The sequence below is a fragment of the Streptomyces sedi genome (assembly GCF_006335015.1).
Lineage (GTDB): Bacteria > Actinomycetota > Actinomycetes > Streptomycetales > Streptomycetaceae > Streptomyces > Streptomyces sedi.
In genome coordinates, this window is the sequence record NZ_VDGT01000011.1 from 206770 (window position 1) to 226119 (window position 19350).

General features: G+C 73.5%; 17 protein-coding genes. 10 read left to right on the forward strand and 7 right to left on the reverse strand.

What is annotated here, in order from left to right; translation table 11 throughout:
- The first annotated feature begins 20 nt into the window (after window positions 1-20).
- Entirely contained in the window at window positions 21-476 is a 456-nt protein-coding gene (locus FH715_RS16610; protein ID WP_139645997.1) for a YybH family protein, read from the forward strand.
- Here FH715_RS16610 and FH715_RS16615 read toward each other — a convergent pair.
- Window positions 466-1356 carry an arginase family protein gene (locus FH715_RS16615; RefSeq protein ID WP_139645999.1) on the reverse strand — a complete coding sequence of 297 codons (891 nt, stop codon included), beginning with the start codon at window positions 1354-1356 and terminating at the stop codon, window positions 466-468. The genes FH715_RS16610 and FH715_RS16615 overlap by 11 nt on opposite strands.
- Before the next feature lie 21 nt (window positions 1357-1377).
- Complete coding sequence (locus FH715_RS16620) at window positions 1378-2433, reverse strand: LacI family DNA-binding transcriptional regulator (protein ID WP_139646001.1); 1056 nt, start codon at window positions 2431-2433, stop codon at window positions 1378-1380.
- Window positions 2434-2694: 261 nt separating this feature from the next.
- Between FH715_RS16620 and FH715_RS16625 the strand changes: the two genes are divergently transcribed.
- Window positions 2695-3477: a ThuA domain-containing protein gene (locus FH715_RS16625; RefSeq protein WP_139646004.1), complete on the forward strand. Its 783-nt coding sequence runs from the start codon at window positions 2695-2697 to the stop codon at window positions 3475-3477.
- 17 nt (window positions 3478-3494) lie between these two features.
- Entirely contained in the window at window positions 3495-4649 is a 1155-nt protein-coding gene (locus FH715_RS16630) for a Gfo/Idh/MocA family protein (protein WP_246108784.1), read from the forward strand.
- 64 nt (window positions 4650-4713) lie between these two features.
- On the opposite strand, the gene FH715_RS16635 is transcribed toward FH715_RS16630, so the two are convergent.
- The 4 genes from FH715_RS16635 to FH715_RS16650 form a co-directional block, all read right to left on the reverse strand.
- Complete coding sequence (locus tag FH715_RS16635; RefSeq protein ID WP_246108785.1) at window positions 4714-7197, reverse strand: PQQ-dependent sugar dehydrogenase; 2484 nt, start codon at window positions 7195-7197, stop codon at window positions 4714-4716.
- Window positions 7198-7307: 110 nt separating this feature from the next.
- Window positions 7308-7991: a ThuA domain-containing protein gene (locus tag FH715_RS16640; RefSeq protein WP_139646006.1), complete on the reverse strand. Its 684-nt coding sequence runs from the start codon at window positions 7989-7991 to the stop codon at window positions 7308-7310.
- A gap of 521 nt (window positions 7992-8512) precedes the next feature.
- Entirely contained in the window at window positions 8513-8713 is a 201-nt protein-coding gene (locus tag FH715_RS16645; RefSeq protein ID WP_139646008.1) for an acyl-CoA carboxylase epsilon subunit, read from the reverse strand.
- Window positions 8714-8802: 89 nt separating this feature from the next.
- Window positions 8803-10641, reverse strand: coding sequence for an acyl-CoA carboxylase subunit beta (locus FH715_RS16650; protein ID WP_425472728.1), 1839 nt, complete (start codon window positions 10639-10641; stop codon window positions 8803-8805).
- Between FH715_RS16650 and FH715_RS16655 the strand changes: the two genes are divergently transcribed.
- From FH715_RS16655 to hutH, 5 genes are all read left to right on the forward strand, one after another.
- Window positions 10640-11533, forward strand: coding sequence for a biotin--[acetyl-CoA-carboxylase] ligase (locus FH715_RS16655; RefSeq protein WP_139646012.1), 894 nt, complete (start codon window positions 10640-10642; stop codon window positions 11531-11533). The two genes, FH715_RS16650 and FH715_RS16655, sit on opposite strands and share 2 nt — an antisense overlap.
- Window positions 11534-11866: 333 nt before the next feature.
- Entirely contained in the window at window positions 11867-12871 is a 1005-nt protein-coding gene (locus FH715_RS16660) for an adenylate/guanylate cyclase domain-containing protein (protein ID WP_139646064.1), read from the forward strand.
- A 65-nt stretch (window positions 12872-12936) separates the two neighbouring features.
- A complete protein-coding gene (locus tag FH715_RS16665) occupies window positions 12937-13761 on the forward strand; it encodes an enoyl-CoA hydratase/isomerase family protein (protein WP_139646014.1) in 825 nt (274 codons plus the stop codon).
- Window positions 13762-14145: 384 nt separating this feature from the next.
- Window positions 14146-15135, forward strand: coding sequence for a GGDEF domain-containing protein (locus FH715_RS16670; protein WP_139646016.1), 990 nt, complete (start codon window positions 14146-14148; stop codon window positions 15133-15135).
- 49 nt (window positions 15136-15184) lie between these two features.
- The gene (hutH, locus tag FH715_RS16675) at window positions 15185-16732 is read left to right on the forward strand and encodes a histidine ammonia-lyase (RefSeq protein WP_425472729.1); all 1548 of its coding nucleotides are present in this window, start codon (window positions 15185-15187) and stop codon (window positions 16730-16732) included.
- Between the two features lie 191 nt (window positions 16733-16923).
- On the opposite strand, the gene FH715_RS28275 is transcribed toward hutH, so the two are convergent.
- Window positions 16924-17097 (reverse strand): hypothetical protein, encoded by a 174-nt coding sequence (locus tag FH715_RS28275; RefSeq protein WP_170184745.1) that lies wholly within the window; start codon window positions 17095-17097, stop codon window positions 16924-16926.
- A gap of 106 nt (window positions 17098-17203) precedes the next feature.
- Between FH715_RS28275 and FH715_RS28970 the strand changes: the two genes are divergently transcribed.
- A complete protein-coding gene (locus FH715_RS28970; RefSeq protein ID WP_246108787.1) occupies window positions 17204-17722 on the forward strand; it encodes a hypothetical protein in 519 nt (172 codons plus the stop codon).
- A 240-nt stretch (window positions 17723-17962) separates the two neighbouring features.
- Window positions 17963-19207, forward strand: coding sequence for a L,D-transpeptidase (locus FH715_RS16685; RefSeq protein WP_246108788.1), 1245 nt, complete (start codon window positions 17963-17965; stop codon window positions 19205-19207).
- Window positions 19208-19350 lie beyond the last annotated feature (143 nt).

Consider the following 19350-nt stretch of genomic DNA (forward strand, 5'->3'; position numbering starts at 1 on the left):
GGCCTCCTAACCTCGCCGCCATGAACGCACATGGCAACAGACATGACAGTGGAGATGACAGCGGGCATGAGAGCGACGGACAGCGTCACGCTAGCGGGAGCACCCCGCCGGAGGCGAGGTCGGCGGAGGAGCTGCCCGCGGCCTTCGCCGCGCGGTTCAACGGGCCGGACCGGGCCGCCGCCGTGGCCGGGAAGTACGCGGCCCAGGCCGCGTTCGTCACTCCCGAGGGCCGCGTGGCGAGGGGCGCGGAGGAGATCGCCGAGGCCAACGCCGCGTTCCTCGGGCTGCGTCGGCCGATCGAGGTGCGACCGCGCAGCGTCACCGTGGTCGGTGACACCGCGCTGCTCATCGTCGACTGGGAGCTGGCCGGTGGCGATGTCGGCGGCACCGCGACGGACGTGGCCAGGCGCGGCGCCGACGGGGTGTGGCGTTACGTGATCGACAACCCCATGGGCGGCGGCGGCTTCAGTCGGTGAGGGCGCCGACCAGCAGGTCGGCGAGGAGCGCGGCGCCGCCGCCGTCGGGGTCCAGGTCCGGGTCGTAGATCGTCACGTTGAGCCCCACACAGCGCGGCGAGCCGAGCAACGCGCCCAGCAGCGCGGCCAGTTCGTCGGGGAGAAGCCCGCCGGGGTCGGGCGCGTCCACCGCCGGCATCACCGTCGGGTCCAGCACGTCGGCGTCGAGATGGAGCCAGAAGCCGTCGGTGGGGGCGTCCGCGAGCCCGGACAGGGCGCGGGCGGGCAGCTGAGCGCCCCAGGTCCTGATCTCGTCGGCGGTCGCGGCGACGATGCCCGCCTCGGCCAACTCGGCGCGTTCGGTGTCGTACTCGCGGATGCCGAAGACCCGCACGTCCTCCTCGCGGAGGTAGGGCCGCAGCCCCTCCAGGTCGGTCAGGTCGCGCTGGCCGCGCCCGGTGGCCAGCGCCAGCTCCTCGCCGCCCGCGGCGCCCACGTGCTCCGCGTTCCCCGGGTGCCGGAAGTCGGCCGAGCCGTCGACGGCGGCCAGCCCGAACCGGCCGATCCGGCGCAGCGCCAGGGAGCAGCCGAGCTGGATGGAGCAGTCCCCGCCGAGCACCACGGGGAACTCGCCGGCCCGCACGTGCCGTTCGACCCGGTCGGCGAGGCGGCGGCTGTAGCCGGCGATGGCCTCGGCGTGGAAGACGCCGTCGCCGGGGCGCCAGTCGCCCCGGTGGTAGCGCGGCGGGACGACGACGCCGCCCTCGGCGGCGGACAGCCGCGCCAGCAGCCGCTGTTCGCGCAGCGCGCCGGCGAGCTTGTAGCAGCCGGGCACCGCGCCCTCGGCGGGCGGGCGCAGGCCCAGGTTGGAGGGGGCGTCGAGAAGCACGAGGCGGCGCATGGCCGCCATGCTACGGGTGGCTCACTCGCGTGCGCCGGCCCGTTCGGCGCGGGGAGCGGCGACGCTGTCCCTGACGACCAGGGTCGTCGCCAGCTCGACGCGCGGGCTCTCCAGCTCCTCGCCGTTCATCAGCCGCACCAGGGTGCGCAGCGCGCTGCCGCCCATCTCCTTGAGCGGCTGGCGGACGGTGGTCAGCGCGGGCGCCACCCAACGGGCCTCGGGCAGGTCGTCGAAGCCGACGACGCTCACGTCCTCGGGGACCCGCGACCCGGCGCCGGCCAGCGCCTCGTAGCCGCCGATCGCCATGTGGTCGGAGCAGATGAACAGCGCGGTCGGCGGCTGGGGCAGCGCCAGCAGCGCCCGCACCTGTTCCGCGCCGCTCGCCCGGTCGTAGGTGCCGTGGCGGACCAGCGCCGGCTCCGTCTCGACGCCGGCCGCCGCCATCGCCGAGCGGTAACCCGCCGTCCTGGCGCGGGAGTAGAGGTGCTGCGGCGGGCCGGTGACCAGCGCGATCCGGCGGTGGCCGCGTTGCAGCAGGTGCGTGGTGGCCTCGTAGGCGCCGGCCCAGTTGGTGGTGCCGACGGAGAGCACGTCCGGCGCCGGGTCGCTCAGCGGGTCGATCACGACGCACGGCACCCGCGCCTGGGTCAGCCGCCCCAACTGGTCGCGCGTCGGCTCGATCAGCCCGAGCACCACGCCCGCGCTGCCGCGTTCCAGCACCCGGTCGACCCAGTCCTGCGCGCGGTGGTTGGTCGCCGAGGACGAGGAACGGGCGACGGAGATCGCGACGTGCACCCCCGCCTGGTAGGCGGCGGCCTCCATCCCGCTGGCGACGCTCGCCGGCCACGACCCGTCGAGGCCGCTCAGCACCAGGTCGACGGTGCGCACGCCGGTGTCGGGGGCGGGGGTGCCGCGCCGCACGTAGTGGTGGTGGCGCAACGCCGAGTCGACCTTGGCCCTGGTGTCGCGCGAGACGTCGTCCCGACCGTTGAGAACCTTGGAGACGGTCGAGACGGAGACCCCGGCCGTCTCGGCGATGTGGGCCAGGGTGGGGCGGGACGTCCTGCTCTCGGTCACGGGTCCATTCTCTGCTTTCCCGACACTTTTCGAGTCACTGTAGTCCGCTCGTGCGCGAGGCCCTCACCGTGGGTCCGTCGCTCTCCACGGATATGACCGTCGCATGGAGTGAACGCGCCCCTCCGTTTCCCCTCGCGTCGCCGGACGCGGGTTGACGCACCTCTCGGCGGCTTCTAGCTTCCGTACCGGTTCCCCTTTACCGGGTCCGCACCGGTTCTTTGCGAAAACAGCCCCGGCAGCCAGCCGCCCCAGGAGGGCACCATGTCGTCCCAGTCCGCGCCCCCACCGCCCGCGCCGCTGCGGGTCACCGTCTGGTGCGAGGGCCGCGCCGAGCGGCTGGACCCCGAGGTCGCCAAACGCTACCCGCGCGGCATGAACGGCGCCGTCGCCGAGGCTGTCGAGCGGCACCTGGGCGAGCGCGCCCGGGTGCGCACCGCGGAGCTGGACGAGCCGGAGCACGGGCTGACGGAGGAGGTGCTGGCCGCGACGGACGTGCTGACCTGGTGGGGGAACCTGGCGCACGCGGAGGTCTCCGACGCGGTCGTGGGCCGCGTGCACCGCCGGGTGCTCGCCGGGATGGGCTTGGTGGTGCTGCACTCGGGCCATCTCTCCAAGGTCTTCCGCCGGTTGATGGGCACCTCCTGCACGCTGCGCTGGCGGAACGCGGCGGAACGCGAGCTGGTCTGGACGGTCGACCCGACGCACCCGGTGGCCGCCGGGGTGCCGCACCCGCTGGTGATCGAGGAACAGGAGACCTACGGCGAGTTCTTCGACATACCGGCCCCCGAGGAACTGGTCTTCGTCAGCTCCTTCTCCGGCGGCGAGGTCTTCCGCAGCGGCTGCGCGTTCCGGCGCGGCAACGGGCGGATCTTCTACTTCAGCCCCGGCGACCAGGAGTATCCCGTCTACCACCACCCCCATGTGCGGCGGGTGATCGCCAACGCGGTCGCCTGGGCGGCCCCCGCCCCGGACCCGGACCGCGAACGGCCCCGGCTCACCCATGTCGAGGCCGGCTGGTTCGAGCGCGCGGACGGCACGGCGTGAACGCCGGGGGGCGCGGCGTGAACGTGGGGCGGCACGGCGCGCACGCCGGGCGGGCGGACGCCGGTTTCGCGACCGTGCCGGCGGACGGCGGGCCGCTGCGGGTGCTGGTCGTCGGGGCCGGCGGCATGGGCCGCGCCTGGCTGCGCGCCGTGCGGGACTCGGATGCCGTCACGCTGGCCGGCGTGGTCGACCTGGACGCCGACCGGGCGACCGAGGCGCTGGCCGCGACCGGCCACGACGAACGGGTGCCGGTGGGAACGGCGTTGGAACGGGTCGCCGCCGGCTGCGCGCCGGACGCGGTGATCGACGTGACCGTTCCCGAGGCCCATCTCCCGGTCACGCTGCGGGCGTTGGCGCTCGGCCTGCCCGTGCTGGGGGAGAAGCCGCTGGCGCCGACGCTGCCCGAGGGGCTGCGGCTCGCGGCGGCGGCCGAGGCGGCCGGCCAGCTGTTCATGGTCAGCCAGTCCCGCCGCTACCACCCCGAACTCCACGCGCTGCGCGCCTCGTTGCCCCGGCTGGGGCGGATCGGCGTGGCCAGCACCGAGTTCTTCCTGGCGCCCAGGTTCGGCGGCTTCCGCGACGCGATGGCCCAGCCGCTGCTGGTGGACATGGCGATCCACGCGTTCGACACGGCGCGCTGGCTGCTGGACGCGGAGCCGGTCTCGGTGCGCTGCGAGTCGTTCAACCCCGCCTGGAGCTGGTACGCGGGCGACGCAGCCGCCACCGCGACCTTCGAGATGACGGGCGGGGCGCGCTATGTCTACACCGGCAGCTGGTGCTCGCCCGGCGTGGAGACCTCCTGGAACGGCCGCTGGCGGCTGAGCGGGGAGCACGGCGGCGCGCTCTGGGACGGCTCGGGGCCCGCCAGGTTCGAGACGGGGCCGGAAGCCGAAGCGCCCGAGGCGCCGGCGGCGCCCGGCCACGGCAAGGGCATCGCCGGCGCGCTCGCCGAGTTCGTCGCCGCGCTGCGCACCGGCCGCGCCCCGCTGGGCGAGGTCCACCAGAACCTGCGCACCCTGGCGATGGTCGTCGCCGCCGTCGAGTCGGCCGAACGCGACCGCCGGATCGCCGTCGACGCGCTGCTGGCCGACGCCCTGGAGTCGGCCCTGGCCACGGCGTCGGACCTCGAACGCCCCCGCCTGGCCGCCTGGAACGGGCGGGTCCCCGGATGACCGAGGCCGCCCGCCCCGCGGTGCGGGACGGGCGGCGTTCGACGGGCGCGCGGCGGCGCGGCCGTTACGGCTGGGTCACCCCCTGACCGATGAACTCGACCCAGTTCACGTTGAGTTCGCCACTGGTCTTCACGAAGTACAGCGGCCCGGAGTCGGTCACCGCCTCGGCGTCGACCGCGCCGGTGAAGTCCCCGTAGACCTGCGAGTCGCCGGTGGGCTCCAGCTCGATGGTCGCCACCGTCGGCCCGCTGTCCGGGTCGCCGGCGCGGACCTCGACCGTCGCGCCCTCCGTCATCGTGGCGGCGCGCAGCCCGATCTCGTCGATGCCCGTCAGGTGCGTCGGCTCCCAGGCCCACCAGTCGCCGTCCTCGATGGCGGTGATGTTCTGGCCGCCGCCCTCCGAGTCGCCGGTCTCCTCGACGGCGACGCCGGGCTCGCCCTCGTCGCCGGCCGACTCCAGCCGACCGGTGGTGTCGAAGTGCTCGGCCTCGCGGTGCTTCGGCTGGAAGACCAACACCTCCTGGGTGGTCAGCGCCGGCGCGTCACCGTTGCCCTGGTCGGTGTAGGTGACGGTCACGGTGCCGAAGATGTTGGCGCCGATGTGGCCCTCGTCCCCGTTGAGCGGGAACGTGCCGGAGCAGCCGTAGTGCAGGTCGTGGCCGTGGGCGTGCTCGTCGTGGCCGAGCGCCGGCTGGAGGACGACGCTCTCGCAGTCGATCTCCCCGTCCTCCGCGTCGGTCACGGTCACGTCGTAGGCGAGGGTGTCACCGAAGTCGAAGAACCCGCCGTTCTCCGGGGAGTTGACGGTGATCTCCGGCGGGGTGTTGCCGGAGACGATCTGCACCGCCGAGTTGGCGCTCGCGCCGTCCGCGTCGGTCACCGTGAGCCGGGCCGTGTAGCCGCCGGGCTCGGTGTAGGTGAACGAACCGGCGGGCTCCGTGGAGTCCACGGTGCCGTCGCCGTCGAAGTCCCAGGCGTAGGTCAGCTCGGTGCCCTCCGGGTCGCTGGAGCCCGCCGAGTCGAAGTTCACCTCAAGCGGCGCCGGGCCCGAGGTGCGGTCGGCCGAAAGCTTGGCGATCGGGTAGCGGTTGCCGTCGGTGTAGTCGACCCGGTAGACGCCCGAGTCGGTGTTGTCGCCGCCGAAGCCGCTGCCCCACTCGATCACGTACAGCGCGCCGTCGGGGCCGAACCGCAGGGCGTGCGGCCGGTTGAAGTCCAGGTCCTCAAGGAACCTGGTGACGCTCGCGACCTCGGAGCGGTCCTCGCTGATCCCCAGCGAGAACATCCGGCTGTCGTTCCAGTCGGCGAAGACGACCGAACCGTCGTACTCCTCGGGCCACTTGCGGTCCGACTCCAGGTCCGGGTCGAAGTCGTAGGCGCCGGAGGTCATGGGCGCGCCGCTGCCGCCGATCTCGGGCGTGTTGGTGGACGCCTTGCCCATCCACAGCTCCGCGCCGATCGCCGGCGGCAGCTCGGTGATCCCGGTGTTGTGCGGCGAGTCGTTGACCGGCGCCGCGCAGTCGAACGCCTCGCCCGAGGTGCCGGAGGCGAAGTCGTAGTCCACGTAGGGGGTGTTCTCGCCGACGCAGTAGGGCCAGCCGTAGAAGCCGGGCTCGTCGACGATGTTCCACTCCACCCGGCCGTCAGGGCCGCGCTGCTCGTTCGACGCGCCCGCGTCGGGGCCGTAGTCGGCGACATAGAGCCCGTCGGTGTTCGGGTCGACGCCGATCCGGAACGGGTTGCGGAAGCCCATCGCGTAGATCTCCGCGCGGGCGTTCTCGGTGCCCTCGGCGAAGAGGTTCCCCTCGGGAACGGTGTAACTCCCGTCGTCCTGCGGGGTGATGCGCAGGATCTTGCCGTTCAACGAGTCGCTGTTGGCCGAGGTGCGCTGCGCGTCCCAGGCGGCGCGGTCCTCCCGCTCGTCGATCGGGGTGTAGCCGTCGGAGGCGAACGGGTTGGTGTTGTCGCCGGTCGCGATGTACAGGTTCCCCTGCGTGTCGAACTCCAGCGAGCCGCCCGCGTGGCAGCACTCCTGCCGCTGGGTCTCGACGGTGAGCAGGACCTGCTCGCTCTCCATGTCGAGGGTGTCGCCCTCGTCGACGGTGAACCGCGAGACACGGTCGACCTGTTCGGACCCGGCGGGCGAGTAGTACAGGTAGAGCCAGCCGTTGTCGGTGAAGTCCGGGTCGAGCGCGATGCCGAGCAGGCCGAACTCCTGCCCCACGTAGACCGGGACGGTGCCGGCGGTGGAGACGAGGCCGTCCGGGCTGACGACCTTCACCTCGCCGTTGCGGTCGACGTAGAAGACCCGACCGTCGTCGGCGATGCCCAACTCCATCGGGTTGCTGGTGTTGTCGTCGAGGGTGACCTTCTCGAAGCCCTCCTCCAGCGGTGCCGGGCTCGTCTCGTGGTCGTGTCCGGGGTGGGCGGCGGCGCTGCCGGTGGTCAGCCCGGCGCTGAGACCGGCGCCGAGCGCCAGCGTGACCACGACGGCGCCGACCCGCGTCGTCGTCGACCTGAGGAATTGCTGCACTGTGGCTCTCAACACGGCTCCTCACAGAGGGGAAGGGATCACAGAGGGGAAGAACAGGGGGGTTTGTTGGGGGTGGGGGTGTGGTGGGGGTTTGGGTGACGTGGTGGGGGTGTGGCGGGGGGCGGCTACGCGTCGTTTCGGCGCTCGGCGGACCGCGCGGCCCACAGCAGCCCGCGCTCGACGAGGCCGCGCAGTTGGGGGTGGCGCAGCTCCTCCGGGCCGTGGCCGGCGGTGGAGACGAAGACCCGGCCGCGTCCCCAGCGCCTGGTCCACACGGCGGGTACGGCCGCGGGGCGGAGCCGCGTCTCGTCGGCGTCGAAGGTCACGGTGGCCAGCACGTCGTTGAGCGGGTCACCGTGCACCCAGTAGGGGGCGGACGGCATGTCGAAGGCGCCCGTGCCGGCCAGCACGGGGTGGTCGGCGTGTTCGGGCGTGGGGGTGAGGCGTTGGGTGGTCGGCGCGGGAACGCCCCGCACGCGTTGGCCGCCGACCAGCAGCGCGTAGCCGGGGTCGTCGCGGAAGGCGTCGACGATGCCGCCGTGCCAGCCGGCGAACCCGGTTCCGGCGCGGACGGCCGCGGTGAGCCCGGCGCTCTCGGCGGCGGTGATGTCGCCGCCGGTCCAGCACTGGACGATCAGGTCGGTGGCGGTGAGCAGTTTCTCGTCCTCGTAGACCTCAAGGGACTCCTCGACGAGCGTCTGGAAGCCGTGGGCGGCGAGGAACGGCAGAAAGAGGTTGGTCGACTCCCTGGGACGGTGGCCCCGCCACCCGCCCCTGACCACGAGCGCCTGCCGCCTTACGGGAGCCATAGGGTCCCCGCTCCTTCCGTCGTTCCACCCGCCGGCTCGAAAAGTTTCGAAAGAAACCGCTTGCAGTGAGGACGATAGGAAGCGGGTGGGAGGGCGTCAAGGCTCCCTACGGGGATTCTTTTGGCGGCGCGGGCGGTGGTGGTGGGGCGGTTCCGGTTTCGTCGCCGCCTGCGGCCCGGTGTCCGGTTGCTCGCGCAGTTCCCCGCGCCCCTGTCACGGTGGGCGGCTTGGGGGGCGCGGGGAACTGCGCGGTGCATGTGTGGCGGGGGTTGGTCGACTACTCACGTGCGTGGCTTGGGTGGGTGGTCGTCCTCGGCCCGGTATCTGGTTGCTCGCGCAGTTCCCCGCGCCCCTGTCATGCCGGTGGGCGGCTTGGGGGCGCGGGGAACGGCGCGAATGCTGTGTGGCGGGCCGCAGGCGACTACTGGCCTTGCCGGTCCGGGTGAGTTGTCGTCCTCGGCCGGGTGTGTGGTTGCTCGCGCAGTTCCCCGCGCCCCTTCACGGGCCGGTCCGGTGGTTCGTCAGAGCGACGGCCAGAAGCTGGTGCGCCACGCGTGGGGGCCGGGCGGGGGGAGGGGGCGCGGTGGCGTCGGCCTGCCCCACGCGTCGGCCCGCGCCGGCTCCGGCGCCTCCGCCGCGCGGCCTCGCACGGCGGCCAGCGTCGCCGTGATGGCGGCGGCCAGCTCCTCGGGCGTCGGGTTGCCCCGCACAACGGTGATCACGAACGAAACCCTCCTTGCGGCACACGAACACACAACAGACGAAACACACGAACAGACGGCTTACGGTCCCCGAAAGCCAAGCGGCAGCGTCACAGTGGGATGTTGCCGTGCTTCTTCGGCGGCAGCTGCGCCCGCTTGCCGCGCAGCGCGCGGAGCCCGCGCACGATCTGCCGGCGGGTATCGGACGGCGCGATCACCGCGTCCACATAGCCGCGTTCCGCCGCGACATACGGGTTGAGCAGCGCCGACTCGTACTCGGCGGTCAGCCGCGCCCGTTCGGCCTCGCGTTCCGGGCCCTCCTCGACGCCGGCCAGTGTCCTTCGGTACACGATGTTGACCGCGCCCTGCGCGCCCATGACCGCGATCTGCGCGGTGGGCCAGGCGAGGTTGAGGTCCGCGCCCAGGTGCTTGGAGCCCATCACGTCGTAGGCGCCGCCGAACGCCTTGCGGGTGATCACCGTGATCAGCGGCACCGTCGCCTCCGCGTAGGCGAAGATCAGCTTGGCGCCGCGCCGGATGATCCCCTGGAACTCCTGCTCGGTGCCCGGCAGGAAGCCCGGCACGTCGACGAAGGTCAGCACCGGCACGTTGAACGCGTCGCAGGTGCGAACGAAGCGTGCGGCCTTCTCCGAGGCGTGGATGTCCAGGCAACCGGCGAACCGCATCGGCTGGTTGGCGACGACCCCCACCGAGCGGCCCTCGACCCGGCCGAAGCCGGTGACGATGTTGGGCGCGAAGAGCGGCTGGGTCTCCAGGAACTCGCCGTCGTCCAGCACCCGTTCGACGACCTCGTGCATGTCGTACGGCTGGTGGTCGAAGTCGGGTACCAGCGTGTCGAGTTCGAGGTCCTCCTCGGTGACCTCCGGGTCCGGGTCGGAGGGGAGGACCGGGGGCTCGCCGAGGTTGTTGGACGGCAGGTGGGACAGCAGCGTCCTGACGAACTCGATGGCGTCCTTCTCGTCGCCCGCCATCTGGTGGGCGACCCCGGAACGGGTGTTGTGGGTGCGGGCGCCGCCCAGGTCCTCGAAGCCGACCTCCTCGCCGGTGACCGTCTTGATCACGTCGGGACCGGTGATGAACATGTGGGAGGTCTGGTCGACCATCACCGTAAAGTCGGTGATCGCCGGCGAGTAGACAGCGCCGCCCGCGCAGGGGCCCATGATCAGCGAGATCTGCGGCACCACCCCGGAGGCGTGCACGTTCCTGCGGAAGATCTCAGCGAAGAGGCCGAGCGCCGCCACGCCCTCCTGGATGCGGGCGCCGCCGCCGTCGTTGATGCCGATGACCGGGCAGCCGGTCTTCAGCGCGAAGTCCATCACCTTGACGATCTTCTCGCCGTAGACCTCGCCGAGGGAGCCGCCGAAGACCGTGAAGTCCTGGGAGTAGACGCAGACCGGCCGGCCGTCGACCGTTCCGTAGCCGGTGACCACGCCGTCGCCGAGCGGGCGGTTGGCGTCGATGCCGAAGGCGGTGGCGCGGTGTCTGGCGAACTCGTCCAGCTCGGTGAACGAGCCCTCGTCCAACAGCAGTTCGACCCGTTCCCTGGCGGTCAGCTTGCCCTTGGCGTGCTGGCGGGCCACCGCGCGCTCGGAGCCGGCGTGCGTAGCCTCCGTGATCCGTCGTCGGAGTTCGGCGATCTTGCCAGCGGTACCGGTGACCTGGGGTTCGGCCTCCACGCGGCTCCTCCTCGTGCCTTTGCGGTCGTGCCTGGACGCCGAACGCGTGGTGCGCGCCGCGTCCGTGGCGGAACGGCAGCGGTCGGCTACCGAAGGGTAGGTTAACCGCCCGCCGCGTCGACCGGCGGTGAGGCGTCCGTCACCCGTGGCGGCGTCGCCACCCGGGGCGAACGGCGTCACCCGGGGCGGGGCGGCGCCGGGTGCGCGTTCCCCCGCTGGTCGTCCGGCCGTGCCGCATAGGGTTGGACGCATGAGCACTTCGCAGGGGCACCCGTCCGACGCCGACCGCCCCCCGTTGGACGCCGCGGTCCTGCGCTCCGCGCTGGTCCGTCCCGGCGGCGCGTGGAGCCGGCTGCGGGTCGTCGAGGTGACGGGCTCGACCAACGCGGACCTCGCCGCCGCTGCCCGGGCGGGCGACGCCGCCGCGGGCGAGGTGCTGGTCGCTGAGGAACAGACCAGCGGCCGGGGCAGGTTGGGGCGCGGTTGGAGCGCGCCGCCGCGTTCGGGCCTCTTCTTCTCGGTGCTGCTCGACCCCGAGCCCGCCGTGCCGGCCGACCGGCTGCCGTGGCTTCCGCTGCTCGCCGGGGTCGCCGTCTCCGGCGCGTTGAGCGCGACGGCGGGTGTGGCGACGGCGCTGAAGTGGCCCAACGACCTGCTGGTCGCGGTCGGTGACGAGGAACGCAAGCTCGGCGGCATCCTCGCCGAGCGGGTCCCCGGCGGCGGCGTGGTGCTGGGCGTGGGGCTCAACGTCTCGCTGCGCGCCGACGAGTTGCCGGTGCCGACCGCGGGCTCGCTGGCGCTGGCCGGCGCGCGGGTGGGGGAGCGCTCCGGGGGGCGCCCGGGGGAGCGCGAGCCGTTGCTGTGCGCCGTGCTGGAGGCGCTGGGCGCCTGGTACACGGGCTGGGTGGCGGCCGGCGGGGACCCCGCGACGGGCGGCGACCCGGCCGTGGGCGCGGTGCGCGACACGTATGTGGCGCGCTGCGCGACGCTGGGTCGCGCGGTGCGCGCCGAGCTGCCGGGCGGTGGCGAGCTGCGGGGCACCGCGGTCGCCCTCGACGACGAGGGTCGGCTGGTCATCGGGGACGCGGACGGCACCAGGCACCCGGTGGGCGCCGGGGACATCGTCCATCTCCGGGCGACGTGACATAAGGCACACCTGCCGTAGGGTTGGGGATCGGGAATTGGCGGTACTGCCCCCGGCCTCACCGGCGGCGGGTGCCCGTCAGCACCTCAGGACCGCGCCAGCGGGGCGCGGCGAAGCGGAACGGTAGGACAGTGCGCGACTCAGGGAATCCCCCTCTCCCCGCGAGGCCGGGCGGTGACCGTGGCCGGGCCTGACCCTGTCCCAACGCCGGGGGGCCGGCCCGAGGACCCGGAGGAGGGGCCGCCGGAGGACCCGGCGGCGGGCCAGTCGGCGGACCCGGCCGAGGACCCCGCGCGGGAGCGGCCCGAGGAGCCGGCCGAGGGCGACGACCCTCTGGCGCTGCGCATCGAGCAGCTGATCCTCGGCGCCGAGCGGCAGTACACCCCGTTCCAGGCGGCACGGGCGGCCGGCGTTCCGATGGATCTGGCGTCCCGCTTCTGGCGGGCGATGGGCTTCCCCGACATCGGGCAGGCCAAGGCGCTGACCGAGGCCGACGTGCTGGCGCTGCGGCGCCTTGCCGGCATGGTGGAGGCGGGGCTGCTGAGCGAGCCGATGGCGGTCCAGGTGGCGCGCTCCACCGGGCAGACCACGGCGCGGCTCGCGGACTGGCAGATCGACTCGTTCCTGGAGGGCCTGACCGAGCCGCCCGAGCCCGGGATGACCAGGACCGAGGTGGCCTATCCGCTGGTCGAGCTGCTGCTGCCGGAGTTGCAGGAGTTTCTGGTCTATGTGTGGCGGCGCCAGCTGGCCGCCTCGACCGGCCGCGTCGTGCAGGCGCAGGACGACGCCGAGATGGTGGACCGCAGGCTGGCCGTCGGCTTCGCCGACCTGGTCGGCTTCACGCGGCTGACCAGGCGGCTGGAGGAGGAGCAACTCGGCGAACTGGTCGAGGCGTTCGAGACCACCGCCGCCGACCAGGTCGCCGCGCACGGCGGCCGGCTGATCAAGACGCTCGGCGACGAGGTGCTCTTCGCGGCCGACGACGCGGGCACGGCGGCGGAGATCGGGCTGCGGCTGGTGGAGACGCTGGGCGAGGACCCGATGATGCCGGAGCTGCGGGTGGGCATCGCGTTCGGCACGGTGACGACGCGGATGGGCGACGTCTTCGGGAACACGGTGAACCTGGCGAGCCGGCTGACGTCGATAGCGCCCAAGGACATGGTGCTCGTGGACGGGGCGCTGCGCGAGGAGCTGACCGGCGCCCGGCTGGCGCCCCGCTCGGAGAAGTCGGCGGACGCCGCCGAGGCGTACCGCTTCGCGCTCCAGCCGCTCTACCAGCGGCCGGTGCGGGGGCTCGGCATCGTGGAGCCGTGGCTGCTGACGCGCAGGGGCGCGTAGCGCCGCGGCGGGGCGGCGGCGGTGGACGCTGGGCAGGGCGCGGTGTGGCGTCGATAATGCCGGCCATGGCTGAGGCAGAGCGGGTAGAGCGGGTAGAGCGTTTCGGGGACTGGATCGAGCTGCGGCGCGACGAGGAGACGCGCGTCGCCACCCTGCTATTGGACCGGCCGGAGGCGTTGAACGCGCTCTCCGCCGAGCTGGCGGCCCGGCTGGCGGACGCGTGCGCCGAGCTGGCCGCCGACCGGGCCACACGCGCGGTGGTGCTGGGTTCCACGCACGAGCGGGCGTTCTGCGTGGGCGCCGACCTCAAGGAACGGAACGGCCTCGACGACGCGGGGCTGCGGCGCCAGCGCCGGGTGCTGCGCGCGGCGTTCGGCGGGGTGCTGGCGCTGCCCATGCCGGTGATCGCGGCGGTGCGCGGCTTCGCGCTGGGCGGCGGCTACGAACTGGCGCTCAGCTGCGACCTGGTGGTCGCCGACGAGAGCGCGGTGGTCGGGCTGCCGGAGGTCTCCGTGGGGGTGCTGCCCGGCGGCGGCGGCACCCAGCTGCTGCCGCGCCGGGTCGGCGCCGCCCGCGCGGCCGAGCTGGTCTTCACCGCGCGGAAGGTGCCGGCGGCGGAGGCCCTGACGCTGGGCATGGTCGACCAGGTCGTGCCGAACGGGTCCGCACGCGAGGAGGCGCTGGCGCTGGCCGGCCGCATCGCCCGGAACTCGCCCGTCGGCGTCCGGGCGGCCAAGCGGGCGCTGCGGCTGGGGCACGGGCAGGACCTGGCGACCGGGCTCGAAGTGGAGGACGCGGCCTGGAACGAGGTCGCGTTCTCGGCGGACCGGGTCGAGGGCATCGCGGCGTTCAACGAGCGGCGGGCACCGGACTGGCCGGGCCTGGGTTGACCTTGCCGGTCTGGGTGGGTTGTCGGCGTGAGCCCGGTGGTGGGTTGCTCGCGCCGTTCCCCGCGCCCCTGCACTGCCGTGGGCGGTTTGTTTGGGGGCGCGGGGAACTGCGCGGTGCATTTGTGGCGGGGTGCACTCGACTACTGACCTTGCCGGTCTGGGTGGGTTGTCGGCGTGAGCCCGGTGATGGGTTGCTCGCGCAGTTCCCCGCGCCCCTGTCACGCCGGTGGGCGGCTTGGGGGCGCGGGGAACTGCGCGAATGCTGGGTGGCGGGGTGCGGACGACCGCGGTGCCGCACCGGCAAGGTGGGTTGTCGTCTGCACGGCCCCCGGCAGGGAGTAGCTGAACGTCACAAAGCGGGGCAACGCGCCCTAGCCTGGCCCCATGGCGGAAGAGAGGCTGTGGGCGGTGGTCGACGTGGCGCGCGGGATGGCCGCCGAGCGCGGCCTCGCGCAGGCGGCGCGCGCCGGCGTGGACCGGGCGCGGCGCGCCCTCGGCGGCTCCCACGCGGCGATATCCGTGTGGGAACGCGCCCCCGGCAGCACCGTTCCGCCCCGGCTGCGGGTGCTGGCCGACGTGGGGGAGTCGGCCGACGGCGAGGACCCGCCCGCGCTGGTGGCGCCGATCCTGGTGCACGGCGGCGAGTGGGGGGAGCTGCGGGTGGTCAGGGGGCGCGAACAGCCGGCGTTCACTCCGGAGGAGCAGGCGTTCGCGCCGGCGCTCGCCGCCGTGCTGGCCGCGGGTTTCGCGCAGTACGAACGGCTGCGGGAGATACGGCGGTTGGCGTTCACCGACGCGTTGACCGGGCTGGCCAACCGGCGGGCCGTCGACCACGCCCTCGCCGAGGCGCTGCGCGGCCACCGCGAGCGCGGCGCGGTGCTGACGCTGGTGGTCTGCGACGTCAACGGCCTGAAGCGGGTCAACGACACCCACGGCCACGCGGTCGGCGACCGCCTGCTGATTCGTTTCGCCGGGGTGCTGTCCCGGGCCGCGGAGCCGCTGCCCGGGGCGTTGGCGGCGCGGCTGGGCGGGGACGAGTTCTGTCTGCTGGCCGTCGAGGCGGACCCGGCCGAGGTGGAACGTGCCGCGGCCGAGGTCTGTCGGGGCGCCGCCGCGCTGGAGCTGAGCGAGGGCGTGGCCTGCGGGGTGGCCTCCACGGGCGCGGTGCCGGGCCGGCTGCGTTCCGGGCGGCGGCTCTTCCGGCTGGCGGACGCCGCGCAGTACCGCGCCAAGGCCGCCCGTTCGCAGGCGCCCGTGGTGGCCGGGCGGGGCGACTGGGAGCGGGTCGCCGCGCTGCCGCCCGCGCCGCCCGGCGGTGAACGGCGGGCGTTCCGCGGCCGGGAACGGCCGCCGCCGGTGGCGGGTTCGGGCTGACCCGACCCCGTTCTGTGGGATTCCGATTCATTCTCTTAGGCTCGTGAATATGAATATGCCAAGCGTGGTGTTGCACTCCACCCCACCCACCGCCGCCGAGGTCGTCGCCGTCGCCCGCGGAAACGCCCAGGTCACGCTCGCGGACGACGCTGTGGCCGCGATGGACGCCGCCCGGCGCGTGATCGAGGGGCTGGCGGCCGGGCCCGAGCCGGTCTACGGGGTCTCGACGGGCTTCGGCGCGTTGGCCGTTCGCTCCATCGCGCCCGAGCTGCGCGCCCGCCTCCAGCGCAACATCGTCCGTTCCCATGCCGCGGGGCTCGGCCCCCCGGTGGAGCGCGAGGTGGTCAGGGCGCTGATGTTCCTGCGGCTGAAGACCCTTGCCTCGGGCCACACCGGGGTTCGCTCCGAGGTGGCGCACACCATGGCCGCGCTGCTCAACGCCGGGATCACCCCCGTCGTCCACGAGCACGGCTCGCTCGGCTGCTCCGGGGACCTGGCGCCGCTCTCGCACTGCGCGCTGACGCTGCTCGGCGAGGGCGAGGCGGAGGGCCCGGACGGCCGCGTCGAGCCGTCGGCCGCGCTGCTGGAACGGTACGGCGTCGCCCCCGTCGAGCTGCGCGAGAAGGAGGGGCTGGCGCTGCTCAACGGCACCGACGGGATGCTGGGCATGTTGCTGATGGCCTGCGAGGACCTGGGCCGCCTGCTGACCAGCGCCGACGTGACAGCGGCCCTGACCCTGGAGGCGCTGCTCGGCACGGAACGGGTGCTCGCCCCCGCGCTGCACGCCGTCCGCCCGCACCCCGGGCTCGCCGCTTCGGCGGCCAACATGCGCCGGGTGCTGGAAGGCTCCGGGCTGACCGGCCACCACCAGGACAGCGCGCCGCGCGTGCAGGACGCGTACTCCGTCCGCTGCGCGCCCCAGGTCGCCGGCGCGGGCCGGGACACGCTGGCGCACGCCCGCGCGGTGGCGGAGCGCGAGCTGGCAGCCGCCGTGGACAACCCGGTGGTGGTCGACGGGATGGTCTCCTCCAACGGCAACTTCCACGGGGCGCCCGTCGGCTATGTGCTGGACTTCCTCGCCATCGCCGCCGCCGACCTGGCCTCGATGTCCGAGCGGCGCACCGACCGGCTGCTGGACCGGCACCGTTCGCACGGGCTGCCGCCGTTCCTCGCCGACGACCCGGGGGTCGACTCGGGGCTGATGATCGCCCAGTACACCCAGGCCGCGCTGGTCAGCGACCTGAAGCGGCTGGCGCAGCCGGCCTCCGTCGACTCGATCCCCTCCTCCGCGATGCAGGAGGACCACGTCTCGATGGGCTGGTCGGCGGCGCGCAAGCTGCGCACCTCGCTGACCCTGCTGACGCGGGTCCTCGGCATCGAGCTGCACGCCGCCTCCCGGGCGCTCGCGCTGCGCGCCGCCGAGGGCGGCAGCCCCGCGCCGGCCTCCCGCGCGGTGCTGGCGGCGGCCGGCGAGGGCGGGCTCGGCGGGCCGGGCGCCGACCGGTTCCTGGCGCCCGAGCTGGCGGCGGCCGAGGCGCTGGTCGCGGACGGTTCGCTGGTGCGGGCGGCGGAGTCCGTCACCGGGCCGCTCGACTGAGCGCGGCGGCGGGCGGATCCGTGCCCGGTCCGCACACGCGAGGGCCCGGCCTCCCGAGGGGGGCCGGGCCGAACCGGTCGGTTCCTGGGGGGAAACCGGGGGTACCGGGTGACGCGGGAAAAGCGGTGGTGAGCCCTCCGCGGGCCTCTGGGGGAGCCCCTCGAAGGTCCTGAATCCTCCGAACGAGACGGCTAGCTGGCCTCCCGCTCCATCGGCTGGTCCACGGGGATGACCGAGGTGCCGGACGAGGAGTCGTCCGCCTCCGAGTAGGCCGAAGGCAGAAGCCAGACGACACAGAGAATCAGGGCGGCCACCATGCCGCTGATCAGGGTTCGGCGGTCGAGACCGCGCGTTTGACCGTCCACGGGGTGCTCCGAGCGTTGCTGCGTACTGACGGCGTGGTGTGCGATGTTACGGCCCGGTGCGGGTCGCGGGGAAGACCGGGGGGCCCGGGGTCTTACGCTCCCCGTCATGAGCGAAGAGCTGTCGCCAGGGGCGCGTCATGTCCGGGTGCGGGTGGAGATGGTGCTGGAGATCGCGGAGCCGGACGAACTGATCAGCGCCGCCTGGTCCCGTATCGAGGGCGACCCGTTGCTGCCGGCCGACGAACGGGAGTCCGCCGCGCGCGCCGTCTCGGAGGACGAGGCGGAGGCCGTGGCCTATCTGATCGACCCGGTCGACCTGGTCGACGAGGTGCCGGGCGTGGTGCTGGCCCAGGCGTCGTGGAGCAGCGAACGCGCCGCCTTCGACCCCGAGGCGGCCTGGGACGGCACGGACGACGAGCTGGACGGGGACGAGCTGGACGGGTACGGGGCGGACGGGGACGGGCTGGACGAGGGGGCCGACGCCGACGACGGGGTCGGCGACTGGGACGCGGGCGGCGTGGACGCCCTGGAGGACGCGCTGGACCACGAGGAGACGGGGGAACCGGCGGAGACGGGGGAGAACGGCGACGGGTCGGGAACCGGAACCGTGGGGCGCGAACGCTGACCCGCGCGCCGCCTCGGGCGCCGCCATAACCCCCCGGCGGCGCCGTTCAGTTGACGCCCCGGAGCGCACGCCCGCGCTCACCGGCGCACCGATGCATTCGGACACTCCCCGCACAGTTCACCCCCGAGGTTTCGCCTATGGTGGAACACGCTGCCGGTTCCCCACGTTCTCCCCAGTGTCCTCACGGGAGACGCGGCAGCGGACGACGAGCGATGCGGATGAGTTCTGATGGTTGATGTCATGCGGCGAAGGGGCCTGACCGCGGCGGCTGCGCTGCTCTGCGGGGTCCTGGCGCTCACGTCCTGTGGCGGCGGCGGCGGAGACGACGACGCCGACGGGGGCGAGCAGACCGAGCAGTCGGACGCCGACCAGGCGGCCGAGGACGCGGACACCTCGTCGGCGGTGATATCCATCACGCCGGACGACGCCGCCGAGGGCGTCGGGATCAACGACGACGTCGCGGTGCGGGTAGAGGAGGGCACCCTCGACGAGGTCGTGCTCACCGCCCCCGAGCTGGGCGCCGAGGTGGCGGGGACGCTCTCCGAGGACCAGACCAGCTGGCAGCCCGAGGAGCAGCTGGAGCGCGCCACCAGGTACGAGCTGACGGTGCGGGCCAGCGACTCCGAGGGACGCGCGGCGCACCAGACGGCGGCCTTCACCACGGTCTCCCCCGAGAACAGCTTCATCGGGTACTTCACGCCCGAGGACGGCTCCGAGGTCGGCGTCGGGATGCCCGTCTCGCTCAACTTCGACCAGGAGATAGCCAACCAGGCCGAGGTCCAGCAGGCCGTCACCGTGACGGCCAGCAGCGGCCAGGAGATCGTCGGCCACTGGTTCGACGCGACCCGGTTGGACTTCAGGCCGGAGTCGTACTGGGAGGCCGGCACCCAGGTCGACGTCTCGCTCGACTTCGACGGCGTCGAGGGCTCGCCCGGCATAACCGGCGTCCAGGACCGCGACTTCAGCTTCACCGTGGGCCGCTCCCAGGTCAGCACGGTGGACGCCGAGTCCAAGGAGATGAAGGTCGTGCGCGACGGCGAGCCGCTGCGCACGGTGAAGATATCCGCGGGCAGTGACGAGACCCCGACCTACAACGGCCAGATGGTGATCTCCGAGAAGTACGAGGAGACCCGGATGGACGGCGCGACCGTCGGCTTCACCGACGACGACGGCGAGGGCGAGTACGACATCCCCGACGTGCCGCACGCCATGCGGCTCTCCACCTCCGGCACGTTCATCCACGGCAACTACTGGGCGCCGGACAGCACCTTCGGCTCCACCAACACCAGCCACGGCTGCGTCGGCCTCAACGACGTGCAGGGCGCGGACGACCCGGACCAGGACGGCGCCTGGTTCTTCGACGAGTCCCTGCTCGGCGACGTGGTCATCGTGGTCAACTCCCCGGACGAGACGATCACGCCGGAGAACGGCCTCAACGGCTGGAACATGAGCTGGGACGACTGGGTCGCCGGCAGCGCGGTCTGACTCCGTCGGTTTCGAGGGCCGACTACCCACCTTGCCGGTGCGGGACGGTGGTCGTCCCCTGCTCCGTTACTGATGTGTCGTGTCCTCAGGTGGTAGCCGGCGGGGAAGGGGGCGCGGGGAACTGCGCGGGCAAGCGGGTGTTC